General features: G+C 44.5%; 30 protein-coding genes, 1 tRNA gene and 1 riboswitch. Of the genes, 24 read left to right on the plus strand and 7 right to left on the minus strand.

Going from position 1 to position 26,977, the window contains the following annotated elements:
- Position 1 precedes the first annotated feature (1 nt).
- The 3 genes from Ga0451573_RS08700 to Ga0451573_RS08710 are packed head-to-tail and all read left to right on the plus strand — an operon-like array spanning position 2 to position 1,448.
- Positions 2 to 658, plus strand: a complete 657-nt coding sequence (locus Ga0451573_RS08700; protein ID WP_331459405.1) for a YeeE/YedE thiosulfate transporter family protein — start codon at positions 2 to 4, stop codon at positions 656 to 658.
- Entirely contained in the window at positions 651 to 872 is a 222-nt protein-coding gene (locus Ga0451573_RS08705) for a sulfurtransferase TusA family protein (RefSeq protein WP_231683495.1), read from the plus strand. Before Ga0451573_RS08700 ends, Ga0451573_RS08705 begins: the two co-directional genes overlap by 8 nt.
- Before the next feature lie 39 nt (positions 873 to 911).
- Complete coding sequence (locus tag Ga0451573_RS08710) at positions 912 to 1,448, plus strand: YeeE/YedE thiosulfate transporter family protein (RefSeq protein ID WP_231683496.1); 537 nt, start codon at positions 912 to 914, stop codon at positions 1,446 to 1,448.
- Here the strand turns inward: Ga0451573_RS08710 and Ga0451573_RS08715 are convergent.
- Positions 1,445 to 2,353 (minus strand): selenium metabolism-associated LysR family transcriptional regulator, encoded by a 909-nt coding sequence (locus Ga0451573_RS08715; RefSeq protein ID WP_231683497.1) that lies wholly within the window; start codon positions 2,351 to 2,353, stop codon positions 1,445 to 1,447. The two genes, Ga0451573_RS08710 and Ga0451573_RS08715, sit on opposite strands and share 4 nt — an antisense overlap.
- 322 nt (positions 2,354 to 2,675) lie before the next feature.
- Here Ga0451573_RS08715 and Ga0451573_RS08720 point away from each other — a divergent pair, with 322 nt between their 5' ends.
- From Ga0451573_RS08720 to Ga0451573_RS08730, 3 genes are all read left to right on the plus strand, one after another.
- Positions 2,676 to 3,497: a C-GCAxxG-C-C family protein gene (locus Ga0451573_RS08720; RefSeq protein WP_231683498.1), complete on the plus strand. Its 822-nt coding sequence runs from the start codon at positions 2,676 to 2,678 to the stop codon at positions 3,495 to 3,497.
- 45 nt (positions 3,498 to 3,542) lie between these two features.
- Entirely contained in the window at positions 3,543 to 3,713 is a 171-nt protein-coding gene (locus Ga0451573_RS08725) for a twin-arginine translocase TatA/TatE family subunit (RefSeq protein ID WP_231683499.1), read from the plus strand.
- Positions 3,714 to 3,868: 155 nt separating this feature from the next.
- On the plus strand, positions 3,869 to 4,363 hold the full coding sequence (locus Ga0451573_RS08730) for a 3D domain-containing protein (protein ID WP_231683500.1): 495 nt from the start codon (positions 3,869 to 3,871) through the stop codon (positions 4,361 to 4,363).
- Between the two features lie 25 nt (positions 4,364 to 4,388).
- Here the strand turns inward: Ga0451573_RS08730 and Ga0451573_RS08735 are convergent, their stop codons facing one another.
- Both Ga0451573_RS08735 and Ga0451573_RS08740 read right to left on the minus strand, forming a co-directional pair.
- Positions 4,389 to 5,207 carry a DUF4130 domain-containing protein gene (locus Ga0451573_RS08735; protein WP_231683501.1) on the minus strand — a complete coding sequence of 273 codons (819 nt, stop codon included), beginning with the start codon at positions 5,205 to 5,207 and terminating at the stop codon, positions 4,389 to 4,391.
- Positions 5,140 to 6,357 (minus strand): putative DNA modification/repair radical SAM protein, encoded by a 1,218-nt coding sequence (locus Ga0451573_RS08740; RefSeq protein ID WP_231683502.1) that lies wholly within the window; start codon positions 6,355 to 6,357, stop codon positions 5,140 to 5,142. Before Ga0451573_RS08740 ends, Ga0451573_RS08735 begins: the two co-directional genes overlap by 68 nt.
- Before the next feature lie 212 nt (positions 6,358 to 6,569).
- Here Ga0451573_RS08740 and Ga0451573_RS08745 point away from each other — a divergent pair, with 212 nt between their 5' ends.
- Entirely contained in the window at positions 6,570 to 6,752 is a 183-nt protein-coding gene (locus Ga0451573_RS08745; RefSeq protein ID WP_231683503.1) for a hypothetical protein, read from the plus strand.
- Between the two features lie 301 nt (positions 6,753 to 7,053).
- On the opposite strand, the gene Ga0451573_RS08750 is transcribed toward Ga0451573_RS08745, so the two are convergent.
- Entirely contained in the window at positions 7,054 to 7,518 is a 465-nt protein-coding gene (locus Ga0451573_RS08750; protein ID WP_231683504.1) for a sporulation membrane protein YtrI, read from the minus strand.
- Positions 7,515 to 7,841, minus strand: a complete 327-nt coding sequence (locus tag Ga0451573_RS08755) for a YtrH family sporulation protein (RefSeq protein ID WP_231683505.1) — start codon at positions 7,839 to 7,841, stop codon at positions 7,515 to 7,517. Before Ga0451573_RS08755 ends, Ga0451573_RS08750 begins: the two co-directional genes overlap by 4 nt.
- A 159-nt stretch (positions 7,842 to 8,000) precedes the next feature.
- On the opposite strand from Ga0451573_RS08755, the gene Ga0451573_RS08760 reads away from it, so the two are divergent.
- From Ga0451573_RS08760 to Ga0451573_RS08795, 8 genes are all read left to right on the plus strand, one after another.
- Positions 8,001 to 8,186 carry a hypothetical protein gene (locus tag Ga0451573_RS08760; protein WP_231683506.1) on the plus strand — a complete coding sequence of 62 codons (186 nt, stop codon included), beginning with the start codon at positions 8,001 to 8,003 and terminating at the stop codon, positions 8,184 to 8,186.
- Positions 8,187 to 8,300: 114 nt separating this feature from the next.
- The gene (locus Ga0451573_RS08765; protein ID WP_231683507.1) at positions 8,301 to 8,966 is read left to right on the plus strand and encodes an ABC transporter ATP-binding protein; all 666 of its coding nucleotides are present in this window, start codon (positions 8,301 to 8,303) and stop codon (positions 8,964 to 8,966) included.
- Positions 8,963 to 9,763, plus strand: coding sequence for an ABC transporter permease (locus Ga0451573_RS08770; RefSeq protein ID WP_231683508.1), 801 nt, complete (start codon positions 8,963 to 8,965; stop codon positions 9,761 to 9,763). Before Ga0451573_RS08765 ends, Ga0451573_RS08770 begins: the two co-directional genes overlap by 4 nt.
- A 49-nt stretch (positions 9,764 to 9,812) precedes the next feature.
- Positions 9,813 to 9,923: riboswitch (molybdenum cofactor riboswitch) on the plus strand.
- Positions 9,924 to 10,107: 184 nt separating this feature from the next.
- Positions 10,108 to 11,832, plus strand: a complete 1,725-nt coding sequence (locus Ga0451573_RS08775; RefSeq protein ID WP_231683509.1) for an aldehyde ferredoxin oxidoreductase family protein — start codon at positions 10,108 to 10,110, stop codon at positions 11,830 to 11,832.
- A 31-nt stretch (positions 11,833 to 11,863) separates the two neighbouring features.
- Positions 11,864 to 12,109 (plus strand): MoaD/ThiS family protein, encoded by a 246-nt coding sequence (locus tag Ga0451573_RS08780; RefSeq protein ID WP_231683510.1) that lies wholly within the window; start codon positions 11,864 to 11,866, stop codon positions 12,107 to 12,109.
- 170 nt (positions 12,110 to 12,279) lie between these two features.
- The gene (gene queD / locus Ga0451573_RS08785; RefSeq protein ID WP_231683511.1) at positions 12,280 to 12,660 is read left to right on the plus strand and encodes a 6-carboxytetrahydropterin synthase QueD; all 381 of its coding nucleotides are present in this window, start codon (positions 12,280 to 12,282) and stop codon (positions 12,658 to 12,660) included.
- Positions 12,661 to 12,672: 12 nt separating this feature from the next.
- A complete protein-coding gene (gene queC / locus Ga0451573_RS08790) occupies positions 12,673 to 13,368 on the plus strand; it encodes a 7-cyano-7-deazaguanine synthase QueC (RefSeq protein WP_231683512.1) in 696 nt (231 codons plus the stop codon).
- 74 nt (positions 13,369 to 13,442) lie between these two features.
- Positions 13,443 to 13,700: a hypothetical protein gene (locus Ga0451573_RS08795; RefSeq protein WP_231683513.1), complete on the plus strand. Its 258-nt coding sequence runs from the start codon at positions 13,443 to 13,445 to the stop codon at positions 13,698 to 13,700.
- A 43-nt stretch (positions 13,701 to 13,743) separates the two neighbouring features.
- Here the strand turns inward: Ga0451573_RS08795 and Ga0451573_RS08800 are convergent, their stop codons facing one another.
- Positions 13,744 to 14,181, minus strand: a complete 438-nt coding sequence (locus tag Ga0451573_RS08800; RefSeq protein WP_231683514.1) for a hypothetical protein — start codon at positions 14,179 to 14,181, stop codon at positions 13,744 to 13,746.
- Positions 14,182 to 14,360: 179 nt separating this feature from the next.
- Here Ga0451573_RS08800 and Ga0451573_RS08805 point away from each other — a divergent pair, with 179 nt between their 5' ends.
- Positions 14,361 to 15,083 (plus strand): lysophospholipid acyltransferase family protein, encoded by a 723-nt coding sequence (locus Ga0451573_RS08805; RefSeq protein WP_231683515.1) that lies wholly within the window; start codon positions 14,361 to 14,363, stop codon positions 15,081 to 15,083.
- 5 nt (positions 15,084 to 15,088) lie between these two features.
- On the opposite strand, the gene Ga0451573_RS08810 is transcribed toward Ga0451573_RS08805, so the two are convergent.
- Entirely contained in the window at positions 15,089 to 15,820 is a 732-nt protein-coding gene (locus tag Ga0451573_RS08810; protein ID WP_231683516.1) for a hypothetical protein, read from the minus strand.
- A 206-nt stretch (positions 15,821 to 16,026) separates the two neighbouring features.
- On the opposite strand from Ga0451573_RS08810, the gene Ga0451573_RS08815 reads away from it, so the two are divergent.
- The 8 genes from Ga0451573_RS08815 (at position 16,027) to Ga0451573_RS08850 (ending at position 26,971) form a co-directional block, all read left to right on the plus strand.
- Entirely contained in the window at positions 16,027 to 16,566 is a 540-nt protein-coding gene (locus tag Ga0451573_RS08815; protein ID WP_231683540.1) for an FmdE family protein, read from the plus strand.
- Positions 16,567 to 16,686: 120 nt separating this feature from the next.
- Positions 16,687 to 16,770: transfer RNA gene (locus Ga0451573_RS08820), tRNA-Leu, on the plus strand.
- 559 nt (positions 16,771 to 17,329) lie between these two features.
- Complete coding sequence (locus Ga0451573_RS08825; RefSeq protein WP_231683517.1) at positions 17,330 to 18,553, plus strand: toll/interleukin-1 receptor domain-containing protein; 1,224 nt, start codon at positions 17,330 to 17,332, stop codon at positions 18,551 to 18,553.
- A 17-nt stretch (positions 18,554 to 18,570) separates the two neighbouring features.
- Positions 18,571 to 19,356 carry a class I SAM-dependent methyltransferase gene (locus Ga0451573_RS08830; protein WP_231683518.1) on the plus strand — a complete coding sequence of 262 codons (786 nt, stop codon included), beginning with the start codon at positions 18,571 to 18,573 and terminating at the stop codon, positions 19,354 to 19,356.
- A gap of 317 nt (positions 19,357 to 19,673) precedes the next feature.
- The gene (locus Ga0451573_RS08835) at positions 19,674 to 21,467 is read left to right on the plus strand and encodes an NAD-binding protein (protein WP_231683519.1); all 1,794 of its coding nucleotides are present in this window, start codon (positions 19,674 to 19,676) and stop codon (positions 21,465 to 21,467) included.
- 35 nt (positions 21,468 to 21,502) lie between these two features.
- Entirely contained in the window at positions 21,503 to 23,305 is a 1,803-nt protein-coding gene (locus Ga0451573_RS08840) for a hypothetical protein (protein WP_231683520.1), read from the plus strand.
- 59 nt (positions 23,306 to 23,364) lie between these two features.
- The gene (locus tag Ga0451573_RS08845; protein WP_231683521.1) at positions 23,365 to 26,244 is read left to right on the plus strand and encodes a toll/interleukin-1 receptor domain-containing protein; all 2,880 of its coding nucleotides are present in this window, start codon (positions 23,365 to 23,367) and stop codon (positions 26,242 to 26,244) included.
- The gene (locus Ga0451573_RS08850) at positions 26,222 to 26,971 is read left to right on the plus strand and encodes an MBL fold metallo-hydrolase (RefSeq protein ID WP_231683522.1); all 750 of its coding nucleotides are present in this window, start codon (positions 26,222 to 26,224) and stop codon (positions 26,969 to 26,971) included. Before Ga0451573_RS08845 ends, Ga0451573_RS08850 begins: the two co-directional genes overlap by 23 nt.
- Positions 26,972 to 26,977 lie beyond the last annotated feature (6 nt).

Below are 26,977 nucleotides of genomic sequence, written 5' to 3' on the forward strand. Positions count from 1 at the left end.
GGTGAAGTTAGCTTCTCAAAAAAGGCTTTCACTTGGAGTGGTTTGTTTTATCACTGCATTTGGATTGGCTGCCTTTATCACTGACCAAAATTTGCTGTTAGTATGGGTTATTGGGATTGCTCTGGGATTTGTTTTATACCGGTCGGGTATCTGCTTCGCTTCTGCCTTCAGGGATATCTTTCTCTTCAGGGATTTCAGTATGGCCCGGGTGGTGATTATCTTCACAACTGTTTCCTTCGTTGGTATTGGCATAATGCAGGTTTACGCTGTCACCAGGGGTTTACCGGTAACCGGAAGGATTTATCCGGTGGGCTTTCACAGCGCTGTAGGAGGGGTCCTGTTCGGGTTCGGAATGGTCCTGGCAGGTGGTTGTGCCAGTGGAACTTTGCAGCGTATCGGAGAGGGGTTCATCCTTTTCTGGGCAGTAGTCCTGGGGATTGTAGCCGGTTCAGTATTGGGAGTCTATCATTTTTCATGGTGGGCAAACAGTTTTTTCAGTGTTGATGCAGTATTTATACCTGATTTAATCGGCTGGATACCCAGTCTAATACTAACCCTGGCGCTGCTGGGAGGGCTGTATATGATTACAGTGACAGTCGAAAAGAGAAAAAACAATAATAAAGATTTGGCTGCAAAGGAAGTGGATAGCAATGGCTGAAAAGAAACTGGATATGCTTGGAGAGGTCTGCCCGGTGCCGCTTTTGACTACCCAGAAGATAATCAGCGAGATGAAATCCGGTGATGTCCTTATAGTTGAAACAGACTATAACAGGACGGTGCGTAACATCATCAAGTGGTGTGATGACAGGGGATATGCTTTTGATGTTGAGGATAAGGATAACGGGGTGTGGTTGGTTACTATTAATAAATGAAAGTAAGAAATGAAAGTAAGAAATGAAAGGTGAAGCTAAATGAACACAGGGCGAGCCTTTACAAGGCGCATACTTACCGGTTACTGGCCTTTTTGGACGGGAGGAGCGCTGCTGGCTATTTTAAATATTCTATTGGCGGTTTTCGATAAACCGTGGGGAATTTCCGGTAACCTGGCTCAATGGGGTTTAGCGGTCTGCAAAGCAGCCGGAGGACATCCTGAAACCTGGTTTTATATTTGGGATGAGCCTCTTAGACTGGATTTTGCAGACCTGCTGTTCAGCAGGGGAACTGTCCTTAACCTTGGTCTAATACTGGGTGTTATGCTTGCAGCGCTCTTGGCTGCAGAGTTTCGCATTAAAAAGGTGAAGTCGCCACGGCAGCTTGCTCTTGGAATAGCAGGTGGGCTGCTGATGGGTTATGGAGCACGACTGGCTCTGGGCTGCAACATCGGGGGACTGGTAAACGGGATTGCTTCCCAGTCCCTGCATGGCTGGGTGTTCGGCCTGTTTCTGATATTTGGCGCCTGGGCCGGAAGCGTGTTTATGAAATACATTGTATCCAAAAACGGCAGTTAGCAGAAGGGCGTCCCGGGGCCCATAATAAAGCGGATAAACCTCTTGGCGATATTATTCAGACCTTTCTCGCTTTTATATACAAGCTGGTAATTAAACTTTACTGATTTTCCTTCAATCGTAAGGGGATGAATAGTCCCGGTGCGGATTTCCTTTTGGGTTGCTATCCGGCTGCAGATAGACAGTCCGAGCCCTGCTTCCACAGTTGATTTAATAGCGCTGGTGCTGCTCATTTCGGTGACAATATTCAGATCACTCAGTTTCATACCCCATGAAGTGATAGCCTCTTCAAAGATCTGGCGCAGGCCCGAACCCTGTTCCCGGATTATAAAGGGGGCTGTTTTTATTTCCTCCAGAGTTATTTCGGTACGGTCGACCCAGGGGGGATTTGCAGGTGCAATCACCAGGAGTTCGTCATTTGAGATGGGCTGCGAAACCAGGTCGTCCGGCAGCCCTGATATGGGGTTTTCCAAAAGAGCCAGGTTAAGCTGGTTGTCATTAAGCAGAGCCAGGATTCTCTCGGCATTATGTACCTCGAGCTTAATCTGGGCCTGGGGATACTTCTCTTTAAAGGTCCAGATGCCGCAGGGCAGCGCTGAATTGCCTATTGTAGAACTGGCCCCGATAATGAGTTTTTGATTCTCGCTCTGCAGCATACTGTCTATTTCATTTTCCAGCTTATCATGGAGCTTAAGGATCTCCTTGGCATATTTATATACCATTTCACCCACCGCAGTTAGAGTGACACCGCTGGAGCTGCGGTTAAAGAGCTGCATCCCATAGTAATCCTCAAGATAGTGAATTTGAGCACTAACGGCGGGCTGGCTCAAATGAAGCAGTTTTGCTGCCTTGGAGAAACTTTTTACCCGGGCAACTTCACAGAACATTTCAAAGTGGGGGAGGTTCATCTTTTTGGACTCCTTATTGTTATATTTGCTATCATAATCATATTTACTCTAATTATAAAGCAATAACAACTATCATTCAATACAGCTATAACCAATTCCTATACCGGTATAAGAAATTGTGTGCAGGAAAATAGACAGAGCATGAATAAATATTTGTAATAAGACAACGTAAGACAGTAGAAGACAGCATGTGACAACAAATGACATCAATAGACGACGTGAAGCAAACAAGAGTCGCAGAGCAAATGGTGAAAGTGAATACAAATATAAACATAAGCATGCTAGCAGCTATCTGAACAAATATTTATGAGGAGGGGTTATCATGATAGAAAAAACAGCAATGAAAGACGGTTTAACCAGAAGAAGATTCCTTATTGGTGCCGGAGCCCTGGCTACCGGAGTCCTCGCCGGCGGCGTTGCCGGCTGCACCGGCTCCACAGGTTCCACTGGAAGTTCCGGCACTAATACCGGAAATGCAGCAGAGGCAAATGCCATACCGTGGCAGTATAAGAAGCTGGATGTCGAGGCTGTGAGAAAGCTGGGGTATGATAATTATTACAAAGATGGCTGTATGTACGGAGTTGCTGCAGCAATAATTGAAACCTTAAGGGAAACCACCGGGGGACCATGGAATACGATTCCCATGGATATGTTTGCTTATGGAGAGGGCGGCGCTTTCGGCTGGGGAACTCTCTGCGGAGCCCTGAACGGGGGACTTGCGATGATTAACCTGGCTGCCGGAAAAAATGCCGATCTGGGAAATGACCTGATTGGATGGTATACTGAAAATCCGTTTCCTTCAGACAAACACGAAGCTTACTGCAAATTTAACAATCAGATTACAACGGTATCCAAATCACCTCTGTGCCATGCTTCGGTAACCAGGTGGACCGAGGCTGCGGATGTCCGGGTTGGCACTGATGAAAGGAAGGACCGCTGTGCCAAACTTACCGGTGATACTGCTGCAAAGGTAGCCGAACTCCTTAATAAGGCCCTTGAAGGCCAGTATACGGCTACATTTAAACCCACGGCAGACTACATTACATGTATGGGCTGTCACCAGGGCGCCGACAGTACTCTGGATAACGAGCAGGGTAAGATGAATTGTGTCACCTGCCATGAAGACCATACAAAGAAGAGCTGATTCAAAAGAAGCTAATTCAAAAAACAGCAGTTGGGAGGTATCCGGATGTTAGGGTTGGGATTACCTGAAATAATGCTTATCCTGGTTATTGCTCTGGTCATTTTCGGGCCGGGGAAACTGCCAGAAATCGGGAAGGCATTTGGCAGAAGCATAAAAGAATTTAAACAGGCAACCTCAGAGGCTGCCGATGTAATAATGAAAGATTCCCCAAAATAATATTACCCCCCAATTTTTTTATCAGGCGCTTTTACGGACTGAATCCGTGGCGGTGCCTGATATTTTTTTGCTTTGGGGAATTAATAATGTATGTCTGGAAGCGGGGGCTGCAGCTAATGGAAGGTTTTGGACCGGAGACGTAGAATATTATAACTATGAGAAAAAAACATCTATTAGCATTTTTTATAGCTGCAGCGGCTGTCAGTACATTGTTTGCCTACCTGGGGATCAGGGCGGCAGGCGGGTTTTTGGTAAAAGCCGATATTGGGGTCGGTGAAAAGGTTTACAGCAAAACTTACAGTGAAAAGAGCCCACTGGAGGAATTCGTACACCCTGAACCTGATTTTATGATGACAGCCACGGCTTATACAGACAGGGGTGAAACAAAATCCAGAATTCACGCCGGGGTAGGCTGTGTCGCGGTTGACCGCAGGGTAATCCCTCATGGGACACTTCTGTACATAGAGGGATACGGCCTCGGCCTGGCAACAGATACGGGCCGTCTGATAAAGGGCCGGCGCATTGACGTATGGTTTGCTGATGAAGAAATAGCTGTACAGTGGGGCCGGAAAAAGGTCAGGGTATGGAAAGTCGGGCAGGCTGATATTGAGAAGATTTTGGCTGCAGGGGGCCGGTATCTCAAATATTAGAAACTGCCGCAATTCCAACAGTTATTTATTTAAGTTTGTTTCCTTCCGGAACCCATGACCAGTATTTTTGGGGTAAATGTTTCCTGGCCAGGGCCAGATTTTTTCTTCCCTCAATGTACTGGGATTCGTAGTAGGTTTCCCACAGCAGGTCAAACTCATCCCCCGGAAGGTCAAACGGCAGGTTGGCTGGGGATGTGGTCTTAACTACACTGTTTTCAAGATAGCATGCGGTCTGTTCTGTTGGTGTCATCTGCTCTGTTAAAGCTGTCTGCTCTGTGTTAGCATTAATTCTATTGCCGGTAATCAGGTAAATTTTCCACCCGCGGTGGCGGCGGGCAAAGTAGCGCAGCACCAGATCACTGATATCATGCTGAAAATCAGCCTTACCGACCATAAACCTGCCATTGGCATTTTCCACAGGGGACAGCCTGATGAAACCGTTTGCCCTGTGGGCTTCCATACAGACCCTGCGTGATCTGTTAAACATGCTGCGGGCATCTTTGGAGACTCTGCCAAGAACATAATCGAGGTCGTATTCGAGGGCCTGGAGCAAAACTTTTGATATCAGCCTGTACCTGTCGGGAGAATGGTAGCGGGAAGCGTAGAAAACGCCTTCGGCCAGGCTGCGGGCTTTTTTACTGTTGAACCATTCCAGGGTCCCATAACTCTGCTCATACCTTTTCCTGATAGCTTCCGTGTTGATGGTGTCACAGTCAATGGCCTTTCTACCATTAAACATGGATTCGGCAAACTCCTTTTTATGCATGCAGAGCCCTTTACACAGACGTGAGAGCATGGCTGCCCTGAGAAAGGACCCGGGGCTGCCGCTGTGAAGAATAATCAAATGAATCCCTCCAGAGTTCAAGCTGCTGAACCAGTTTGTATGATTCCCTGTACCTGCCGTTAACCTGGACAAAGGGAGCCGCCCTTTTAACAACCACGCCTGTATTCCTCAGCTCATCAAGGGTGTTGAACTTAAATTGTTTTCTGGCGCTGACTATCCTTCGGGCTGAAGCCGGGCCAATCCCCGGTACCTTCAGAAGCTCTCTGTATGATGCCCTGTTGACTTCAAGGGGAAAGAGCTGCAGGTTGTTAAGAGCATAATTTAGTTTCGGGTCAAGGTCCTCGGGGAGGTTACCATCACTGTTAAAACTGATATCGGTTAATTTGAAGCCATACAAACGGAACAGGAAGTCACACTGGTATAACCGGTGTTCTCTAAGGACTGTTGCCGGGGACATCCCTTCCAGGGGCGTCCCGGTAACAGGCTGGAAGGCGCTGAAATAGACGCGTTTCAGTCCGATACCCTGGTAAAGACCGGATGTTGTCTTTAGGATGGCGGCATCACTTTCCCCGGCTGCCCCGACCATAAACTGTGTTGTCTGTCCTGCAGGCAGCAAACCACCTTTCTGCAGCCGGTTAATCCATTTCATGCGGTTAATGATATCGTCATTAAAGTCCTTCAGTTTACTCAGTTTTTGCAAATGAGCTGCTGTGGGGGCTTCGATGTTGACAGATACTCTGCTGGCCAGCCTGACAGCCTGCTCAATATATTCGGGCTGGGACCCCGGAATTATTTTAAGGTGGATATAACCTTTAAAACTGTACCTGTACCGAAGGATTTCAGCGGTTTTGATAATTTGTTCCATGGTATCTGCAGGACTTTTGCAGATACCGGAACTAAGAAACAGGCCTTCAACATAGTTCCTGCGGTAAAATTCCAGGAACAGTCCGGCAAGCTCATCCGGTGAAAAACTAGCTCTGGGTATGTCACGCTGGACGCGGTTGGGGCAGTAAAAACAGTCTTTTTGGCAGGAATTGGTCTGGAGCACTTTGAAAAGGGAAATACACCTGCCGTCAGGGAGGAAGCTGTGACACACCCCGCTCCCTGGTGAGGGCATCCCGGAGCTGCCGCCTGAACTGCAGCCGGAAGCAGCACAGATATCGTATTTTGCGGCTGCACCCAGTAAACTGAGTTTTTGGATTAAGTTCAAGTTCCATACCCCCCCAGAAATTATTTCAATAACCCATTATACCGAACATAAGTTCGCTAGTCAAGAACTGGATTTTTTTGGCAGAAATAAAACCTGCAAGTCTGGAATAAGTTTTAGATAATATTAGATAATAATTTCTGATTTTTTTGCAGGGATTATCGGGTTTTTGTCAAATAAATAAATAAAACAATATAATAAAGGGAGTGGTTTATTTGGCCGAGTACAAGGTAGTGGAGGTTACCCAGCTTGATCTCTATGAGTCTGCCAACGGAAATGAACCCGAGGTCTTCAAATCCAGCCTGAGCGAGTTTTGTCCCAAAGGATGGGAAATTGTATCAGCCAGGTTTTTGGCAGGCCAGGACAGTCACCGGACAGTGGTCGTCCTGTCAAGATAGCTGCCTTTGTTTCTGCCTGAGGCCCAAAAAACTACTAACACTCCTGAAACAGTTTTGTCCTGATAGTGCCAGGTTATCTGCCAGTAGAAGCAGTTACGGCTCCAACTTGGAAAACATAATATGGATAAACTGAATAAAGTATAACTGAATAAAGTATAACCGAATAAAGTATAACTGAATAAAGTATAACCGAATAAACTTAAGTATTAAGAGGACAGTGTACATAAAGACCAGGGAAAAAATCTCTGGTCTTTTTTTTCAATGCAGGGGTGCCGTTGGGCGGATGACAGGTATTCGGCCGTCAGAGGACCTGTTCTTTTACTTCTTTGGCATCCACATACATGACTATTTTCTCTGATACCAGGGTTCCCCTTACTGTCAGGCTGTACTTGTGACCTTCGGTGGCTACCGTCCTTCCGTCAACTATATTGGTCACCAGCAGGGGATCCAGAGAGTGGACCTCCTGTCCTTTTGTATCCTTGAGGAGTTTTTTGAGAGCAGCCTCTATTTCAAGTTTTTCGTATTCATCACTGTAATTAACGTGGATATCAATCTCATCAACAACCGCTGCCTGTTTCTTGACTTCAAGTTCCTTCTCAGCGCTTTCAAGCTGTTCTATCTTTTCTTCAAGTTCGGCGCGCAGTTTGAGAATTTCAAGTTCAGCCTTGTCCAAGTGGCTTCCCATAACTATATTGAGACCGGCAGCGCCTATCAGGATACCCAGCAGGAGGCCGGACGCCAGCGCCTTGATTCTGCCGGTATTCATGGCCTGCCACCCGCTATTGACATTACCAGCAGATAACCGATATGAGCTCCGGCAAAGGCGGTGAAGATAAATGCCAGCTGTTTTACCACTGTTGTCAGCTGTCCTTCAAGAAGTCCGGTTTCCAGAGCCTGAAGTGAAGTGAAACTCCCCCCTATGGCGGCTACGGCGGCCCATATTTTCAGGTCGGCGGCCAGATTGATCATTGTGCGGAATGGGCCATGGCCGGTAAGGACCGATGAAAGGGCGCCAATGAGTGTTCCGCCGACAATCATGCCCAGGGCAGTAAAAAAGATATACAAGAGCTTGGTAATATAAGTTTCCATTTGAATTTCCTCCAATGCTCCTTTTATGCTATTTATATTTAAGGGTGTTTTAATACATGCCAAAGAGATTATGTTGAGTTTTGGGTCCGGGGGAAGGAACTTTCATAAAATGTGTCGAATAGAAATTCTTAGTAATAATAATGATGATGAGGTGACAGGATGACCAATTTCCGTAAAGTCATGATTCTTCTGGTGACGATAGTGGGAACTGTTGTCTTGTTTCTGGGTATTAAGGTTTTCAGTTCCAATAACGATGATTCTTACATAAAAGTATATAAAGAGTATCAAGAGAAGGGTAAGAGTTCCCAGTTTAATCTTGATGATGTTCGTAAAGGCTTTAAATAGCCGCTTGAGCCGGACAGGCATGTGCCAACCGGCTTTTTTGTTGTTATTCGCTGGCTGGAATAACTCTGGTGATGATATAATAGGTAAAACATTCGAAATAGGATGCGTATAATTATGGTGAAATTGTTTGAAATAAGAGACATTGTTTTTTCACCCGGCGGTGATAAGCGACAGATCCGGGTTTCCGGGACGCTTGATGAGGGGCGTTTCATGGGGGTCCGGGGCCCGTCAGGCTCCGGGAAAACGACACTGCTGCGAATACTGGCCAGGCTGAGGGAAACCGAGGCAGGCATGGCCCTGCTGGAAGGCAGGGGGTGGTCTGAGTTTACCCCTGTTGAGTGGAGGCGTAAGGTCCATTACCTGTCCCAAAAACCGGTTATATTTGACGGTACAGTTGGGCAAAACCTCAGGATGCCTTTTGGACTGGCTGCTGTGCATAGAGATGTATCTTTTGACAGCAGCCGTGTCTCAGCTTATTTGAAGCGCCTGTATTTGAGTGAAAGCATTCTGGAACAGGATGCCCGGACACTGTCCGGGGGCGAGGCGGCAAGGATAGCCTTAATCAGGGCTCTTATCACAGCCCCCAGGGTTCTGCTGCTGGATGAGCCGCTGGCGGCGCTGGACTTAAAAGCTGCTGCCGCTGTGACCGGCCTTGTTTGTGAGTGGGTTAGCGGGGAACCGGGGCGGGGTGTGGTAATAGTTTCACACACCGGTGATATTGCTGCACTTCCGGGGATTTCCTATGTGGAAATCGGTGTGGAAGAGGGTGGCTCTAAATGAACAATGGTATAATCCCCATTTCAGATGTCCAGCTTGCCCTTAGTGTCATCCTGGTTCTGGTTGCCGGGGGTATTTCGGCCCTGCTGAGGCTGGGGCTGCTTAAAGCACTGCTATGGGGGACCGTAAGGACATTTGTCCAGCTGACATTTGTCGGATATATGCTGAAATACGTGTTTTCCGCAAACAACCTTTGGATTATAGCAGGGCTTATTGTGGTAATGTGTTTTATTGCCGCCAGGGCTTCTGTAAAAAGGACCCCCAATGTGCCCAATTATCCTGTGGCCCTTGCATTCTGGTCCATTTTAGCCAGCACGGTTTTGGTGGGGTTTGTGGTAGTGCGGATAATTATCGACCCTGAGCCGTGGTATTCCGCCAGGATAGTGATACCTGTGTTTGGCATGATTCTGGGGAATTCCATGAACGGGATAGCCCTTTCCATTGACCGGCTTTATGGAGAGGTGAAATCAAGGGCGGATGAAATTGAGACTCTCCTGGCATTCGGGGCTGCGCCATGGGAAGCAGTCAGAGACTGTGTCCGGGAAGCGCTCAGGTCAGGAATGACACCTACGATTAATTCCCTTATGGTTGTTGGACTGGTAAGCCTGCCCGGGATGATGACAGGCCAGATTCTCAGCGGCGCGGACCCTCATGAAGCGGTACGATACCAGATTGTTGTTATGCTGATGATTGCCGCCGCTGTAGCCATAGGCTGTCTCCTGCTGGTGGGATTGTCCTACAAGAAATTGTTTACCCCTGAGGGGGCTTTAAAAGCAGAGCTATCCAAAAGCAAAAAATGACTTTACATTGTTTTGTAAAAATGGTAATATGGCCTTGGATGACGATTGCAAATACGTACACTTCCGATTTATACTGTCCTTACGGGACGGTGTAAACGAAAGGGTATTGGGAGCAATTCCGGTGCCTGCCATTGAGCAAAGGAAGGTAACTTTTCGGAGTTTACTTTTCTTTGCTCTTCTGCTTTCCGATTTATTTCCAGTACTTCATATTCACTGTATTTCCAGTATTTCATATTTACAATGATGATTTCATATAGGGGCTGATTTTTTACGATTTTAAGGCTCTGCCATCTGGCAGCAGATGGGCAGTTGAGCCTGTAAAATAAAGAGGGAGGTAGATAGAATTGAAAATTTTCCGTGTCAACATGACAAACCAGACGGTTACTGCGGAGGATGTTCCGCAGGAGCTGCAGGGCTTTGGGGGAAGAGCTCTGACTTCGGCCATAGTTGCCAAAGAGGTTGAGCCTACCTGCCATGCGCTGGGGCCCAATAACAAACTGGTATTTGCCCCTGGGCTCTTGTCAGGGACTACGGCTCCAAGCTCCGGAAGAATGTCGGTAGGAGGGAAAAGCCCCCTTACCGGTACTATTAAGGAGAGTAACGTTGGTGGCACGGCATCCCAGAAGCTTGCCAGGCTGGGAGTAAAGGCGATAATTATTGAAGGACAGCCCCAAGGCGATAGTTTTTACTGCCTTCATGTGGATAAAACCGGGGTTAAGATCGAGGAGGACCGGGTTCTGGTCGGAAAGGGCAATTATGAAGTTGTCAAGAAACTGACCGAAAGATTCAGCGAAAAAATTGGTGTAATGACAATAGGTCAGGCCGGGGAACGCAAGATGCTGTCAGCAAATATTTCAGTCAAGGACCCTGACGGCGGTCTGCGCAGTGCGGGACGAGGCGGTCTGGGAGCGGTTATGGGCTCCAAGAAAATAAAATATATCACTATTGATGATACAGATGCTCCCGGAGTAGCTGTGGCTGACCCGGAAAAATTCAAAGAAGCCGCCAGGGTTTTTGCCAAGGGACTGACTGAACATCCGGTTACCGGACAGGGGCTGCCGACATATGGTACCGATGTTTTGGTTAATATAGTCAACGAGGCCGGCGGCCTTCCGACAATGAACTTCAGTGCAGGGCGCTTTAAAGGGGCAAACAAGATAGGTGGAGAAACAATGCATGACATAATTGTCAGCAGAAACGGAAAACCTACTCATGCATGCCATCCCGGTTGTGTTATCAGGTGCTCCCAGGTCTATAATGACAAGGACGGTAATTACCTGACCTCAGGCTTTGAATATGAAACGATCTGGGCCTTTGGCGCAGACTGCTGCATTGACGACCTTGATGTTATCGCCAATGCTGACCGCATTTGTGACGATATTGGTATTGATACTATAGAGACTGCAGTCGCGATAGGTGTAGCCATGGAAGGCGGGGTTGTTTCCTTTGGAGACGGCCAGGGGATGCTGAACCTGATGGGTGAAATTGAAAAGGGCAGTTATCTCGGGAGGATATTGGGTAATGGCGCGGAATTTGCCGGCAAGGCCTTTGGGGTAACCAGAGTGCCGACTGTTAAAGGACAGGCGATTCCTGCTTATGATCCCAGGGCAGTTAAGGGAATTGGGATTACCTATGCAACAACTACTATGGGCGCCGACCATACCGCGGGTTATTCGGTGGCAACCAATATTCTGAAGGTTGGCGGGGACATTAACCCCCTGGTCAAGGAAGGTAATATGGATCTGTCGCGGAACCTGCAGATCGCTACAGCGGCTGTTGACAGTACCGGCCTCTGCCTGTTTGTGGCCTTCTGTATCCTGGATAATGCCGAGGCCTTCCAGGCAATTATCGATATGCTTAATGCCCAGTACGGTCTGAGCATGACTGCTGATGACGTAACAGAACTGGGTAAAACCGTACTTAAGACCGAACGTGCGTTTAACCAGGGCGCCGGGTTTACAGCCAAACATGACCGCCTGCCTGAATTCTTCAAGAGGGAAACCTGTCCGCCCCATGATGCTATTTGGGACTTTACGGATGAAGAAATTGACTCATTCTGGAACTTCTAACAGAACTGTTAATTAACCTGGAGGTGTACCCGTGGAACTGGAAATCAGGCTGTTCACCGGACTAAAATGCAATAATCAGGAACTCCCCTGTTTCGGGAAACAGGAATTTTACCTGGATGCACCGGATGAAATTACAGTCAGGGAGCTTCACGGAATACTCGGCCTTGATCGGAAAACTTCCCTAATCAGCCTGATAAATGGGTTGTCCAGGCCGGACGAGTGGGTACTGAAAAACAAAGACAGGGTAGGAATCTTCCCACCTGTTGGCGGAGGTTAAAAGTCATATAAGAGGCTGTCCTGAGATGATGAACTGTCAGTTCATTACAGGGCAGCCTCTTTTGATGCAGGGGTATTTCTTTGATATAATAAATTTTTATAACTATTACAATCATACATTGTTATGATAATATATTCATATATGTTTGATATAGGGAAGGTGGGATATAGTTGTATGAAATATCTGCAGTAAGCCATTTTGATGCAGCCCATTTTTTGCGCGGTTACCCCGGTAAGTGTGCCAACATTCACGGACACCGTTGGAAGGTAGCCATAATGTTAACAGGCTCCGAGCTGAATGACCTGGGCATCCTGGTGGATTTTATGGATGTCAAGCAGCTCCTTAAAGAGGTTACGGAAATGTTTGATCATAAGCTGATAAATGACGTGCCCCCTTTTGACCGGCTTAACCCTACAGCTGAAAATATTGCCAAAATGATTTTTGATGAAATGAAAGCCAGGCTGCAGGACGGGACCCAGGGTCAGGTAAATATCGCCAGGGTTACTGTCTGGGAATCGGAAAACGCTTCCGCAGCATATTACGACATTTAGGAGGACTTAAATATGAAAGCTGTTGTCCTGCTTTCAGGGGGACTGGACTCAACTGTTTGTATGAGTGTGGCCGCAAAAGAGGGATACGAAATTTATCCAATCAGTTTTGCGTATGGTCAGAGGCATGACCGGGAAACGGAATGTGCCAAGAGGGTAGCTGAATATTACGGTGTCGCCAGGCACCTGATTATTTCGACAAATATGGGCGCTATCGGGGGCAGCGCCTTAACGGCTGATATCGATGTCCCAGACGGTGATGATAACAGGAAAGATATTCCGGTTACTTATGTTCCGGCGCGGAATCTGATATTTTTGAGTTATGCTCTGGGGTATGCGGAGGTCCTCGGTGCGGGCAAGATATATATAGGAGTTAATGCGGTGGATTATTCGGGTTATCCTGACTGCCGCCCGGAGTTTATTGATAGGTTCCAGCAGTTGGCTGATTACTCTACCAGGGCCGCAGCACAGGATAACAAGCTGATCAGGGTGGAGACCCCCTTAATCAACTTGTCTAAAGGAGATATTATCAAACTGGGGAGGGCCAACGGAGCCCCGCTGGACCTGACCACAAGCTGCTACCGGGGCGGAGAAAGGGCATGTGGTTCCTGTGACAGCTGTCTGTTAAGACTTCGGGGGTTCAGGGAAGCGGGGTATAGAGATCCGATTCCCTATATCGAAGAAATACTCAGGGAAAATGGAGTGATATGATGACAGAAAATGTTGAAATCCTGATATTTGGCTCGCGGATTCTGGACAACTGCCGCCGTACCGGGTGAGGACCGGTGCAGTCTCAGGCTGAGACTGTCAGGGTATTGGGTGAAATCCTGAAAACGAAATATGGTGAGATGATTAAGACAAAATATATTGATGTCATCGATGATGAACTGGACGATTACCCGGAAGTTGAGGATTACCTGAAAAGGTCAGGAATGCAGCTGCCTCTTTTGGTCATTGGCGGTAAAATACTCAGGCCGGGTACAGGTCTCAACTATATGGAAATCACAGAAGAACTTGACAGTATGGGAATTGCCAAAACATAGCAAAGAGGATGCTCCTTTGCAAGGGCATCCTCTTTGCTGCCTGTTATTGTCCCTGAAAGCGCCTCATCAGTCTCTCGCGAAAAACCGAATCTTCAGGGGTGCTGTTTTCTACATTAGCCATCTGTTCGAGAATATAGTCTATCGAATCGGGAATGCTCCTTTCGAAAAATCCGGCCCGCCTGTCTTTCCATGCCAACAGCCAGTTATTAAAACCCCTGGCTTCATCCTCGGTAATTTCAGCCATGCCAATCTCCTTGCAGTTAGAAGACTTCAAAGCAGGAAGATACATGGGCATATGTATAACCAAGGGCCTCAATTCCGCGGGGTTAATTTCTTCCGGAACTGAATCAAAAGAATTTGAGTATGTAACGACACCGATAATTGGTTCCTTACTGGTTTCTGTAATACCGGTAACTTTACATACTCCGTAAGTATCACCTTCCATATTGAATGCCAAAAGCATTCCGGGTTTAAAATCCATATCTCCAAACCTCCTTGCCATTTCCTTAAGATGTGATTAAACTTTATTCGATACTGCCGGGCTATTATCCTTCCCATAATTTGAAGAAAGTAAACCTTTTCATTGACGCACCCACCTGCCCTTTGATAAAATTAGCTCAGTTAAAGAAGACATCAACGCTAACTGTGGATGGTGAAAAAATGCTAAGAACAGTCTGGTTCTATATGATACTTGTGCTATCTGTACTGGCGACAACAATAGCTCTGCCGGTCTGGCATGTTTTTGGATTGCTGGGCATGAAAGATGCCCAGCATAAATGCGGGCATTATGTCGCTTATTACTGGGGCAGAATTCTCTTGTCTGCTGCTGCGGTGAAGGTTGAAATACAGGGACTTGAAAATGTTCCGGCTGAGGGGTCGGTGGTTTTTGTGGGTAACCACCAAAGTAATTTTGATATTTTTGTTCTCCTGGGCTGTATCAACAAGTCCAAGAGCTTTCTTGCCAAGGTAGAACTTGCTAAGATACCGATTGTTCATTCATGGATGCAAAAAATGAAATGTGTGTTCATTGACAGGGGCAACATGAGGCAGTCCATTAAAGCCATTCAACGATGTATTGAGGTAATAAAAGAAGGGCAGTCCATGGTTATTTTCCCTGAAGGCACCCGCAGCAAGGGACCGGATATGGGAGAGTTCAAAAAGGGCAGCCTGCGTGTGGCCGAAAAGTCGGGGGCTCCTGTTGTACCTGTTGCCATAAGCGGCACATACCGCATCATGGAAGCAAATAACGGCAGAATAAGTCCTGTTGCAGTTACGGTTAAAATTGCCCCGCCAATTATTTATGACAGTCTCTCCAAAGAGGAACAGGGAAATATTCACACAATCCTTCGGGACACAATTGCCGAAAACGTTTCGGATAAATAAGTAAGCTATAATTTTTTGAGCAGTTCGGCAACATTTTGCTGACAGTGGTTGATGAAAGCCGGGAAGGAACTCTCAACAATATCAACTGCTTCTTCAATCACACTTGCAGCAGCCATGATATCAATGGTGATGCCGTGCTTTTTTGCAGTCTGCTTACCGTACTTTGTGGCCAATTCAACCGGCGTTATTTCACCGGTAGGCACATATTCCCCATATATGGGGAAACTCATGGCCAGTTTGGCGGCGGGAACGTCAAAAAACGGAGCCAGAACCTGACTTATGGCAAGAACCAGAGTCTGATTGTTCAGGGCTTTCTTGAGGCCCCCGTGAAATTCCGGGCGCTTTTCATAAAGCCATACATCAGCCGCCATTTCGATAAAGTTATGAGCCTTCCACCAGCCCATTTCCTGAGGCAGGTTACAGCTTTTGATGACCTTTTCCACCAGGGGCCGGGCCATTTCAAAGGCATAGCCTTTTTCGTAATCCAGATATTTTTCATCACAGTAGTAATCAAGGCCTCTCGGTGTGGTGCTGTGGGTAATGACTGCCATGGAGAAGTCCCCAAGTACAGACAGCCCGTTAAGATACCTGTGCAGGGCAGGGGCCTGGTTATGGGCAGTACTATGTTCAAGAAACCCGGCAATAATAGTATCAGGGAATACCGCGCCGAGGATTATTTCGTCACTTATTTTGCCCAGAACATCATTGGCAAAGCAGATATGTGTGTATGGAAACAAATTATAACACTCCCTATTATGTAATATGGACTACACTCACTTCTACAAAATATTAATTTTTCCTGTAAAAAGGCAAAACCAATTTGTGGCAGCCGTTGGCTTGCAGGTTTCAATTATTGGCATTGACAACTTGGGTTTCCGGGGCTAACATAGTATTATACCCCAAGGGGGTACGTAACGTTGAAAGGGGGAGTTTGGCAGTGTGTATGGAAAAAACCCCATGGGAGCAGGCAGTGGAATTTCATGGTCATGCCTGTCCCGGACTGGCACTAGGGTTCAAGGCAGCAGAAGCTGCAATCAGGGAACTCGGGTATGCCAGGGATGTTGATGAAGAAATGGTGGCTATTGTGGAGAATGATAGCTGCTCCATTGATGCCATCCAGTTGATTCTTGGCTGTACGGCAGGGAAGGGAAACCTGATTTTTCGCAACAACGGGAAACAGGTATTCACTATTGGGCGCAGGAATGAGGGCAAAGCTGTCAGGATTGCCCTTAAGTATGAAATTATGTCAGGGGCTGGGAAAGATGAATCCCGGGAAGATAAAATGAAGCGCATTTTGGAAAGTGACCCCGGAGACCTGTTTGAGATCAGGGAAGCAGAGCTGGACCTGCCGGAAAAAGCAGTGATTTTTAAGAGCGTAAAATGTTCCCGCTGCGGGGAAGGGGTCATGGAGTCCAAGGCCCGCCTCAGTGACGGCAAACCTGTATGCTCCGACTGCTTTGCGGACTATACCAGGGGATGGTAAGACACCGGTTTTTTGCTTCTCACAAAATACCAGATAGAAGTATGAAAATCCCCTTGATTTTGAATAATGTTTCTGTTATAATCTAAATTGCTCTTGGCAATCAGCCAGGCAGCATTAAATGCGGTCGTGGCGGAACTGGCAGACGCGCACGTTTGAGGGGCGTGTGGTTTAACCGTGAGGGTTCAAGTCCCTCCGACCGCACCAAAACGAAATTTTAAACCCTTATATATCAAACAAGGCTTTACGGGTGTTTACCAAGTGTAAACCACGTAAGGCCTTTTTGTTTATTGCCTGTGCATTGGACGTGTGCAGTAAACGCGTGTGCACCGGCGGAAAGGTGAACTTCAAAAATAAAAGACCTACGGTAATATGTCAAGACCCTAGGGTCAAAATTTTCGAGTAATTTTTTAAAAAAAGGCAGTGGGAATGGGTCTAAGATTTTAAAATCCCACATGATAGGGAAAGGTATACCGAAGGCAAAGCAGAATTTATTAGCGCGCGAATGTATATTAATAAATGAAGTGAGTCAGCTTTAAAAGCGTTGGCGTTAGTGTCGGCGCTTTTTTTGAGTTTAAACCAAATCTATCTAAGGTAAAACATCTTGTTCCCAACAGATGGTTATGCGAAAGATCAAAAATAATAGTCAATTTGAAGGAGTCATCCATTGATCTGGTATTGTAAAATCTTTATTTATACAGAAGGATTCTTGCAAATTCAAGTGGAATTATGAACCATGTATTCGAAATTCGGAAGGTGATTCTGCTTGGCTCATGATGTGTTTATCAGCTACTCATCAAAAGATAAAAACATTGCAAATGCGGTATGTAATTTTCTGGAATCCAAACGGGTTAGATGCTGGATTGCTCCGAGGGATATTCCTCCGGGGGTTGAATATGCAGAAGCCCTGGTCGACGCGATTGATAACTGCCGTATATTTCTCCTGATTGTAACCTCTAATTCTATTGAATCTTTACACGTCAGGAGAGAGGTTGACAGGGCCATAAACAAGGTCAGTCATATTCTTCCGTTCAGGGTCCAGGATGTTCCTTTATCCAAAACCCTGCAATATTACATAGGAAATTATCATTGGCTTGATGCCTTAACTCCTCCACTCGAGATACACTTGGAGAAACTGGCATCATTTCTTGAGAACATTGTTTCAGGCACTATTTCTGATTATTTGAAACCCCAAAGGGAAACTGCCACACATACCATAATAGACGATGACTCTTTATTCGAGAAAAACAAATTGGAAATAGAGAAACAGACTAAACTTGATAGATTGGCTTTTGGCCTGAGCCTGGATGACCAGGGCGAAGATACAGTTGATTGGATACATCATTATGAATATATTAAGAGACTGGATATACTTGATATTGAAAATTCGCTCATGAATAGTTACAGGTGGTTAGTGATTCGTAATATGAGTGATACCCCTTCAAATTTTATAGTGCATAAAGAGTGCGGGGAAAATAAGATTCATTTTAGGGACATGCATGTTCGAGCCCATGAAAACACACATACCGGATCTAAGCTACAGGTCAACAGTATAATAGAAAGGCAGCCTTCTTTTGTCCAGAACTTAAAAATAAACTTCTTAAAGCCTCTTTCTCCCAGTGAATCCATGAAGATATTTTATCGCTTGAGTTGGCCTGATGAGCCTAAGTCGTACAGTGGCAGCGAACATAGTCAAAGCATTTCGCTAACTCGTTATAAAAAGGGGGTTTCATACCTGCAATTCGGGGTTCTGGAACGAAGGCCCATGATTGGCATTTATGGAGAGGAACTATCAAAAACGTATGAATTAACCAAGGTGCCTCAGGTACCGACCTATTTTTCAGCAGATGACGATGAAGATTTGGTACCTTTGCATGGGAAAAGTCTGCAGGGGTTTTACTATTGTTTTGAAAATCCTAAATCCCTGGCATACCGGGCACATTATCAGCTTTTATACGATAATGAAAAAGAAGACAATGAAGAATTTTAGTGTATAGGGGTGATAAAATGAAGGACTACGATAAAACCCCCAGTTTTTATAAAACTGACGAAGTTTTTCAGAAGTACCTGGGAAGGACTTCTTATTATGTTGCCCTTCAGTCCGCTGTAAGCAAAATAGTATCCCTATCCAAACCAAAAGAAATCCTTGAGCTGGGTACGGGAACTGGGGCTACGGCCCACCGATTAGCCGAAGAAAATCCCGAGTGCATCATTGTAAGCATAGATGTGAGGGAAGAAATGGTCCAAACCGCAATATCAATTGCTTCCGATAAAGGTATAAATAATGTTAAATTTCTGAAAGCGGATATGGTGGAGTATGTTAGAAACATACAGGTATTGCCGGAACTCTTAATACTCTTATATTCGTTTCACCACATAATGGATCCTATTGAAGAAAAGGTAGGCTTTTTAAAAACATGTTTGGAAAAGTTGCCGGTGGGTGGAAGAATCTGTATAGCTGAGACTTTTTTGCCTGGAGCGAAATCAGAAATTATGATCGAGGCGGAAACCAGAAGGCTGTGGTCGTCACGTATAATTGAAGGTTATGCCAGTACCTTCTGGGCAGCTCTTGATGGTTTGTCACAAGACAATATTTCTTATGCCAGGGAAATTGCGGTTTTCTCCAAAAACAACGAATTAAAGGCAGGGGAACTGGTAGTAAAAAGGGATGATGAATTCTTGGTATCCATGGATTGGCTTTGCAGGACCGCCATAAAAACGGGATTTGTGGTAGAAATTGCAGAGCCTTGTAATAGTGTCGGTGATGGGATAGTGCTGATATTAAAAAAGTAAATAAATATTGGGACACCAGCTTTTTTGGAGAGGATTCTGCTGAGGTGATAAAAGGAGACAGAAAAAATGGCATATAAGCCAGAGGTTTGATGGGGGTTGGCCCTTTGGTCCCAGGAGGAATGATAAGACAAAAGAGCACCCTTATCTGGTGCTTTATAAGGAACTGCCAGACTTACTTAATAAAAATTTACCTATCAATCTATCACTCCAGAACACTGGGGAAGCAATTCAACCCAGTCCTATAACCAGCCTCACAATGATTGAAGTCAGTAGATTTTATTCTTCTGTAAACATTTAATAAAGAAAAGGGGCCTGTTATGAAGTTTACTGCTCCAGTCAGGGCTAGAAAACGAAGTCCTGCTGTTCAATTGTTCAGGGATTATGAATGGCTTATAATAGTCCTGCTCTTTTTCTTCTTTTTAGCCCTGGGGTGTATCGGTTATGCGAAAAATTACGCTGCCCAGGGAAAACCTCTATATGCTCCCTCCATCCTCTATCAATCATTACAGTTGTTTTTCTCAAACTTTAATGCCGGAAACGGACCAATACCCATTGAATTGGAACTGGGCAGGTTTTTAGCGCCCCTGCTGTTCTTATATACTGCCGGCAAAGCCTTGGCGGTGATTCTACATAAACAGTTTTCTCTGATCTTTTTGAGACTGTTCTACAAAGAACATGTTATTATTTGCGGTTTAGGAACAAAAGGATTGTATCTGACGGCTGATTTTTGCCGGAATGGTTACCGGGTTGTTGTTATTGAGCTTGACAAGGAAAATGACATGATAGACCAGTGCAGGGAGCATGGGGCAATAGTCTTGACGGGGAATGCCGCGGATTCAGAGATGCTGTACAAAGCCAAGGCGACAAAGGCCCGCTATGTTGTTGCAACCTGCGGGCATGATGGGGTTAATGCTGAAATAGCGGTAAACATCCGGCAAATGATTCAAAAACGCAGAGGGAAAACCCTGACATGTTATGTACATATCAGTGATGTGCAATTATGTAATATACTAAAAGAACGTGAATTAATGGGAGGAAAAGACGACTCTTTTTTACTGGAGTTCTTTAATATTTATAACAGTGGAGCCCGTATCCTGGCAAACACCTTTTTTAATTTTAATCAGGGTTGTTTGGACATTCGCAGCAATAACGCCGGTAAGAGTTCCCCATCCGGTATTGCAATAGCAGGGTTTGACAGTCTGGGTGAATGCCTCATATTATATGCGGTCAAAAGCTGGAGAAAAGTCTTTAATTTATATGGGGAAAAACTCAGGTTTACAGTGGTTGATGAAAATGCTCAAGCCAAAATCAATGATTTCATTTTGAGATATCCCCTGACAGAAGAGTACTGTGAAATTCAGTCCTGCGAAGCCGATTGCGAACAGGGTGATTTTAACATTATCTTTATTCAAAAGAGCGATGAATCGGCGGGTTTAAAGACAGCTTTATCCCTGCTCAATAAAAACCGGAAAACCCAGGTCGCATTGTGCACGATGAATACGGGAGGAGTTCCGGAGCTTCTTCGGGGAGAACACTCAAGTGACAGTTTACTGAGTGATAATGACAAATATCAAAGACTGCATGCCTTTGGGTTGTTGGATATGACGTGCCGGGTTGAGGCACTGCTTAGCGGTACTCATGAAACCCTTGCTATAGCAATGCACAATTTGTATGTAGAACAAAATAAAAATGATGCAAAGAAAAAGGGTACCCTGGTCCATTGGGTTCAACTGGATGAAAGTCACAAGGAACAAAGCAGGCGTGAAGCTGGTTTTATTGGGGAGTTGCTGAAGGAGGTTTCATGTGAACTTATACTCCTGGCGGAGCTGAAAGAAGAACAGTTTCAGTTTACTCCGGAAGAAGCGGAAAAAATGGCTGAACTTGAACATGACCGGTGGTACAAGCACCGTGTAAATGAAGGATGGAAGTATGGCGAGGTGCGAGATGATGCACGTAAGATAAACAATATGCTTTTGCCTTGGGCAGACCTGCCATATGAGGGCAAAAAATATAACATTGATATGGTGAATAAATTGCCTGAACTGATTGAAGAAGTTGGTTTCCGCATTTATCGAGTCAAGGGCGGAAGCCAAGCCCAAGCTGATTATTGAGGTATACGGTAGAAATATAAAAACCGGGAGGTCTTATGAACAATACAAACTGTGGTTCACACCCTCCCCGGGCGAAACTTGCTATAAGGGTAGGGGTAACGGGTCACCGCCCGGGAGGCCTTGCGAGAGCTGATTTGAAGATTCTTAAGGAAAAAATCAGACATGTCCTTCAGGAAATCAAAGTAAAGGCAGAGGAAATATCCCGTGAAACAAACAGCCTTTACCATGGCCTTCAACCTGTTTTACGGATTATATCGCCTCTTGCTGAGGGCAGTGACAGGATTGTGGCACATGAAGCGATTGACTTGGGCTACCAACTTCAGTGTCCACTTCCCTATGAACGTAATGAGTATAAAAAGGACTTTTCTACAGGGGATTCCTGTGTGGAGTTCGATTCTTTACTGGAACAGGCTACTTCTGTGTTTGAAATGGACGGAAGCCGCTTAGCAGAAGACAGCCCTTATTTATCAGTAGGAAGACTGGTACTTGAACAGTCAGATATCTTGGTGACTGTGTGGGACGGGTTCCAGCCCCGGGGCAGCGGAGGTACAGGCCAAATTGTCATGGAAGCCGTTGAACATATGATTCCCGTGATATGGATTAATTCCCGGCAGCCTCATGATATCACTATCCTAGGTATGGCTGCTGATGATATAAAAGGATGGGTCGAATATCTCAGGAAACAGATGACATATCTCTTTCTTTTGCCGGTCTCGGAGGGTGATATAAAGGCAGATAAACTTACAATTAACCTTTCTGATTATTATCTCTCAGAATATCACAGAGAAACCAGGCATAGTTACAGAGGGGTAGCATATAAATTGTTCCGAAAATTGTTTGGAACCAATTTTTCTGCTTGTGAACAGGAAAAAGAAACGAAACAACAAACCCGGGCAATTACTCTGCCTGATAACATAAATAAAAGCATCGATAGTGTCCTGAATTGCCATTTTAAATGGGCAGATGACCTGGCAAACTACTATGCTGCTTTATACAGAAACTCTTTTATTGCAAATTACCTGCTGGGCGGGTTGGCTGTTTTTTTCGCATTGTTTTCTTATGCTTTGGGATGGGTTGATACATACAGCAGGTACTACCATTACCAATGGGTGCCAACGGTTATTGAACTGGTAATCATTTTATATATTATTGTCATTACGGTGTACGGAAACAAATCCAGGTGGCATGGAAAATGGATTGACTACCGGCTGTTGGCGGAACTTCTCAGGCATATGAAATTCCTTGCACCATTGGGCAGGGTAAATAATTCCTTCAGGATACCTGCCCATCAGATGCATAACGATATCAGAAATTCATGGGTAAACTGGCAGTTTAGGGCACTGGTCAGAGAACTCGGTTTGCTCAGTGTAAAATGTGACGGTAATTATCTTGAATCATATAGGGAATATTTGGCCAAAAATGAAATTGAAAACCAGATAGGTTTTCACGTGTTAAACGCCGGGCATTACCGGAGGATCACACACCGGCTGCACCTGCTGGGGCTGTTCCTGTTTGGCGGGACACTGGTTGCCTGTTTCCTGCATATTTTTTACCACGGTTATTATAATGCCTGGCTGACTCTGCTTTCGGCGGTACTTCCAGCTTTAGGCGCGGGATTTGCAGGGATCCTGTTTCAGGGCGAATTCCACCGGTTGGAACAGCGCTCTGCTGCGATGGCAAAAAGGCTTCAGGAACTGAAGAGCAGCCTGGATGAAATGAAAGATTTTTCCTATGCAGACCTTAGCCGGATTGCAAAGGTAACGGCTGAGGTGATGATAACCGAGGTCCTCGATTGGCGGATTATGTTCCAGGCGAGGCCGCTGCAGCTGCCGAGCTGAGAGTTCATAGACAATAACATGGTAGGATATACTAATACCTTTTATTGGGGGGTTGTTTTTTGAATGTATTCCTAAGTTATGGTCATGATGCATATGTTGAGTTAGCTAAGCGTATTAAAACTGATTTAGAAGCACAGGGGTATAAGGTTTGGTTCGACGAAGACAGGATAAACACAACTCACGATTGGGAAATCTCTATTGAAAAAGGGGTTATTACTTCTGATTGGATAGTAGTCTTAATGACTCCTCATTCCATGAGACGGCCTGACGGAGTGTGCTTAGATGAGCTTAGTTATGCCCGTTTCCTGGGCAAACAAATTGCCCCAATTATGGTTAGAATTGTACCACCACCTCTGTCTATAGCGCGGATTCAGTGGTTGGATATGCAAAACTGTGTGTCTGATGAAACTGGAAAGATTAACGAAGAGCTTTACCAGGACAAGCTTCGCACCCTTTTGAAAACGCTAAATGGCGAATTTGCTCTTGGTTTTGAAGGGGAACAAGCCAGGTTGCGAGATATCTTAAGGCCCTTAGATAATGAAGCGGATATTGACCGTCATATAAAAGATTTCTATGGACGCCAGTGGATGTTTGATGCTTTCAAAAAATGGGTAACCGGAGATTTTTCGTCAAGAATTTTTTGGGTTAAAGGAAAAGCCGGCGTAGGGAAGACGGCTTTTGTTGCAGCACTTTGCCATAGGGAACCGGTTGTAGTAGCGGTTCATTTTTGTAAGTTCAATGATAATGAGCGAGCAGATTCAAAGAAAGCAATCAGTTCAATATGTTATCAGCTTGCAATGCAATTACCTGAATACCAAGCAGCGTTGATTGATTTGCCAGAATTAAACATGCTAAGAGAAAAAAATACTAAGAATCTTTTCAATTACCTTTTGGTTGAGCCATTACGTTCCATTACTAATCCCGGCAAAAGAATGGTTATTGTTATAGATGCTCTTGATGAAGCTTCATGGGGTGGTAAAAACGAATTGGTTGATGTTTTAACTCAAGAATTTGATAGTATTCCAGAGTGGCTTGGAATTGTGGTAAGCTCCAGGCCTGAACCCGAAATGCTTCGAAAATTATCTAAGTTTAAACCATATGAATTAGACAATATGGATTTGAGAAATATGGATGATATTAGAGGATATTTTTCGGCCAAACTCTCAAATTATTCTTCAGAGGGACATAAAGAGGCTGTTGTTCAGAAACTTGTAACTAAAAGTGAGGGTATATTTTTATATGCCCAAGAGGTAATAAAGGAAATTGAGATCAAAAGACTTTCATTGGATAATGTTGATGATTTTCCTACGGGACTTACTGGTATCTATCTTAATTACTTTGAACGCCAATTTCAGGATTATAAGTTTTATCAAGAATTAATCCGGCCATTATTTGAACTTATTTCTGTAAACTTTGAACCCTTAGCTGTAAATGTTGCTGAAACAATTTTAGGCTGGGATGAATATGACCGGGACGATATATTAGAAAAAATAAGCACAATTTTTCCGCTTCGGCAGCTTTGTATTGAGCCTATTCATAAAAGTGTGGTTGATTGGATGACTGATTCGGGGAAAAGTGGCCGTTATCGGATAAGCGCCAAAAAGGGCCATCAACGGTTTAGCGATGGTTTATGGAAATTATACAAGAAAGACTTGAATCAACTTCCGGCTTATGGAGTTAAGTATATGGTATCTCACTTACTGTTTATCGAAAAGTGGGATGAGTCCATTGAGGCTCTAAACGATTATAGTTTACAGGAAAAGCGTATCAAAATTGTTAGCTTGGATAGTGCAATGAGAGCGTATTTCATGGAACTTAATCAGGTTTTTATGTTAAGGCCGGAGTTAGTAACTATAGTATTAACTGGAGAGACTTTTCAGTGCCTAATGGCATTACATAGAAGGTATCTTTACGACTCAGGTTTATTTCTTGATCTTCAGAAAATGGGATTTGATAAAATTCTGGCAGAAAAAAAAGAATTTTGGTTACCTAAAGCTGAAGTTGCTTGTGCTTTTTATTTATATTTAACGGAAAATTTTATAGAAACTATAGAAAGAGCAAAAAAAATACAGAACTTCGGTATTGTTGATAATACAAATACATTGCTGCAATCTGAGTTATACAACCTAATAGGTCTTAATTATAGAAAACTGGCTTGTTTTCAAGAAGCCCGTGATTCATTTGAAAAATCAATACAACTCGCTGAATCATCAGGAGATTTATATGAAGCCTCCGCAGGATATATGAATATTGCCAAACTAAATTACCATATGCTCGATTTTGAAGACGCCTATATGAATAATAATAAAGGGATAGCTCTGTTAACAGAACTGCTGGAATCTAAACTGAAGAGCAATGCTGGTGAGTGTACCAGTTTAAAGCTATTTCTGGCCGAATATCACCGCCTAGCTGCTGAGACATATCAATGGAACGAGAAAATTAAGGAAGCACTAATCCACCTAGAAATTGCCGGCAATATTTATAAGGAAACTAAAGTACGCGACCGGTATTATGTTAGGTGGCTGTATACTTCTGCTTTTCAGCAAATATTGTCAGGTGATTATCATTCGATTAGAAACGATTTTCATTATATTACAGGCCTAATCAAGAACGAGTATGACCGGTCGAGAGCGTTCTTTACTGCAAGTTTTGCTAAACTGCTTGAATTTGGTCATACTGGCAACGGAAGGGTGCTGAGTGATGCAGGCCTGTATGCCAAGGAAGCAATAAAACGGGCAAAGTCAATTAACGCAGTGATTGAAGAACAGGAGGCACAGGTACTGTACAACATAATTGCTAAAAAATCCGGAGAAAAGGCGAATTATGAACTCCCTCATGGGAGTAAACAATATATAAAGGATTGGGTTATTTACGTAAATAATTATATCTCCAAATTTCTAAGGAGGGTGTTAAAACATGAAGATAATATTTTTGGGTAGCGGTGGTTGGATTCCTACCTTTAAAAGGCAGACATGTAGTTTTTTATTGATTACCGATAGAAATCTTATATTACTCGATGCTGGTAGTGGCATTTGGCACCTAGGTAATCATACCGATTTACTAAAAAAGTACAGTAAACTAGATATTATATTCAGCCATTACCATCTTGACCATGTAATGGGCTTAGCTTTTCTCCCCAATTGGGTTAAAGGATTAACTCTTAATATTTGGGGACCGGGTAAGAAATTTTATTGTAACAAATGTGAGGACATTTTAACTCAACTAACATCATCACCTTATTTTTCGCTTCCCATTCAACGTTTTTCAGATGAAGTCATTATTAATGATTATGATTTAAACGGGTTTAATATTGGTAATTTAGCTGTTGAGATTACTGCCCAGCAGCATAGTGACCCCTCTTTTGGGATAACTGTTAACGGCTTATTACATTATGCAACCGATACGACAGTATTGAAAACTACATTTGAAAAAGCGCGTGATGTCAAATTACTTCTCCATGAATGCTGGGATATTGATAGGGTGGAAAAATCTGAGCACTCATCGTTGGATGAAATTGAAGAGATGCTCTCTAATTATGAAGTACCCCTGACAGGACTTATACACATTAATCCCAACTGGGGTCAATCGGAATTTGATAAAGCCATCAAGAGAATCAACGGTAGTAAGATATTCCTTGCTAGAGATGATATCGTTGTTAATTTATAATTATTA

The sequence above is a fragment of the Phosphitispora fastidiosa genome (genome assembly GCF_019008365.1).
Lineage (GTDB): Bacteria > Bacillota > Thermincolia > Thermincolales > UBA2595 > Phosphitispora > Phosphitispora fastidiosa.

Excerpts from the sequence above, each read along its gene's own strand:
- Ga0451573_RS08705 (WP_231683495.1), top strand. The coding sequence starts at position 651 with ATGGCTGAAAAGAAACTGGATATGCTTGGAGAGGTCTGCCCGGTGCCG.
- Ga0451573_RS08710 (WP_231683496.1), top strand. The coding sequence starts at position 912 with ATGAACACAGGGCGAGCCTTTACAAGGCGCATACTTACCGGTTACTGG.
- Ga0451573_RS08715 (WP_231683497.1), bottom strand. The coding sequence starts at position 2,353 with ATGAACCTCCCCCACTTTGAAATGTTCTGTGAAGTTGCCCGGGTAAAA.
- Ga0451573_RS08720 (WP_231683498.1), top strand. The coding sequence starts at position 2,676 with ATGATAGAAAAAACAGCAATGAAAGACGGTTTAACCAGAAGAAGATTC.
- Ga0451573_RS08725 (WP_231683499.1), top strand. The coding sequence starts at position 3,543 with ATGTTAGGGTTGGGATTACCTGAAATAATGCTTATCCTGGTTATTGCT.
- Ga0451573_RS08730 (WP_231683500.1), top strand. The coding sequence starts at position 3,869 with ATGAGAAAAAAACATCTATTAGCATTTTTTATAGCTGCAGCGGCTGTC.
- Ga0451573_RS08750 (WP_231683504.1), bottom strand. The coding sequence starts at position 7,518 with ATGAATACCGGCAGAATCAAGGCGCTGGCGTCCGGCCTCCTGCTGGGT.
- Ga0451573_RS08755 (WP_231683505.1), bottom strand. The coding sequence starts at position 7,841 with ATGGAAACTTATATTACCAAGCTCTTGTATATCTTTTTTACTGCCCTG.
- Ga0451573_RS08760 (WP_231683506.1), top strand. The coding sequence starts at position 8,001 with ATGACCAATTTCCGTAAAGTCATGATTCTTCTGGTGACGATAGTGGGA.
- Ga0451573_RS08765 (WP_231683507.1), top strand. The coding sequence starts at position 8,301 with ATGGTGAAATTGTTTGAAATAAGAGACATTGTTTTTTCACCCGGCGGT.
- Ga0451573_RS08770 (WP_231683508.1), top strand. The coding sequence starts at position 8,963 with ATGAACAATGGTATAATCCCCATTTCAGATGTCCAGCTTGCCCTTAGT.
- queC (WP_231683512.1), top strand. The coding sequence starts at position 12,673 with ATGAAAGCTGTTGTCCTGCTTTCAGGGGGACTGGACTCAACTGTTTGT.
- Ga0451573_RS08800 (WP_231683514.1), bottom strand. The coding sequence starts at position 14,181 with ATGGATTTTAAACCCGGAATGCTTTTGGCATTCAATATGGAAGGTGAT.
- Ga0451573_RS08805 (WP_231683515.1), top strand. The coding sequence starts at position 14,361 with ATGCTAAGAACAGTCTGGTTCTATATGATACTTGTGCTATCTGTACTG.
- Ga0451573_RS08815 (WP_231683540.1), top strand. The coding sequence starts at position 16,027 with ATGGAAAAAACCCCATGGGAGCAGGCAGTGGAATTTCATGGTCATGCC.
- Ga0451573_RS08830 (WP_231683518.1), top strand. The coding sequence starts at position 18,571 with ATGAAGGACTACGATAAAACCCCCAGTTTTTATAAAACTGACGAAGTT.
- Ga0451573_RS08835 (WP_231683519.1), top strand. The coding sequence starts at position 19,674 with ATGAAGTTTACTGCTCCAGTCAGGGCTAGAAAACGAAGTCCTGCTGTT.
- Ga0451573_RS08840 (WP_231683520.1), top strand. The coding sequence starts at position 21,503 with ATGAACAATACAAACTGTGGTTCACACCCTCCCCGGGCGAAACTTGCT.
- Ga0451573_RS08850 (WP_231683522.1), top strand. The coding sequence starts at position 26,222 with ATGAAGATAATATTTTTGGGTAGCGGTGGTTGGATTCCTACCTTTAAA.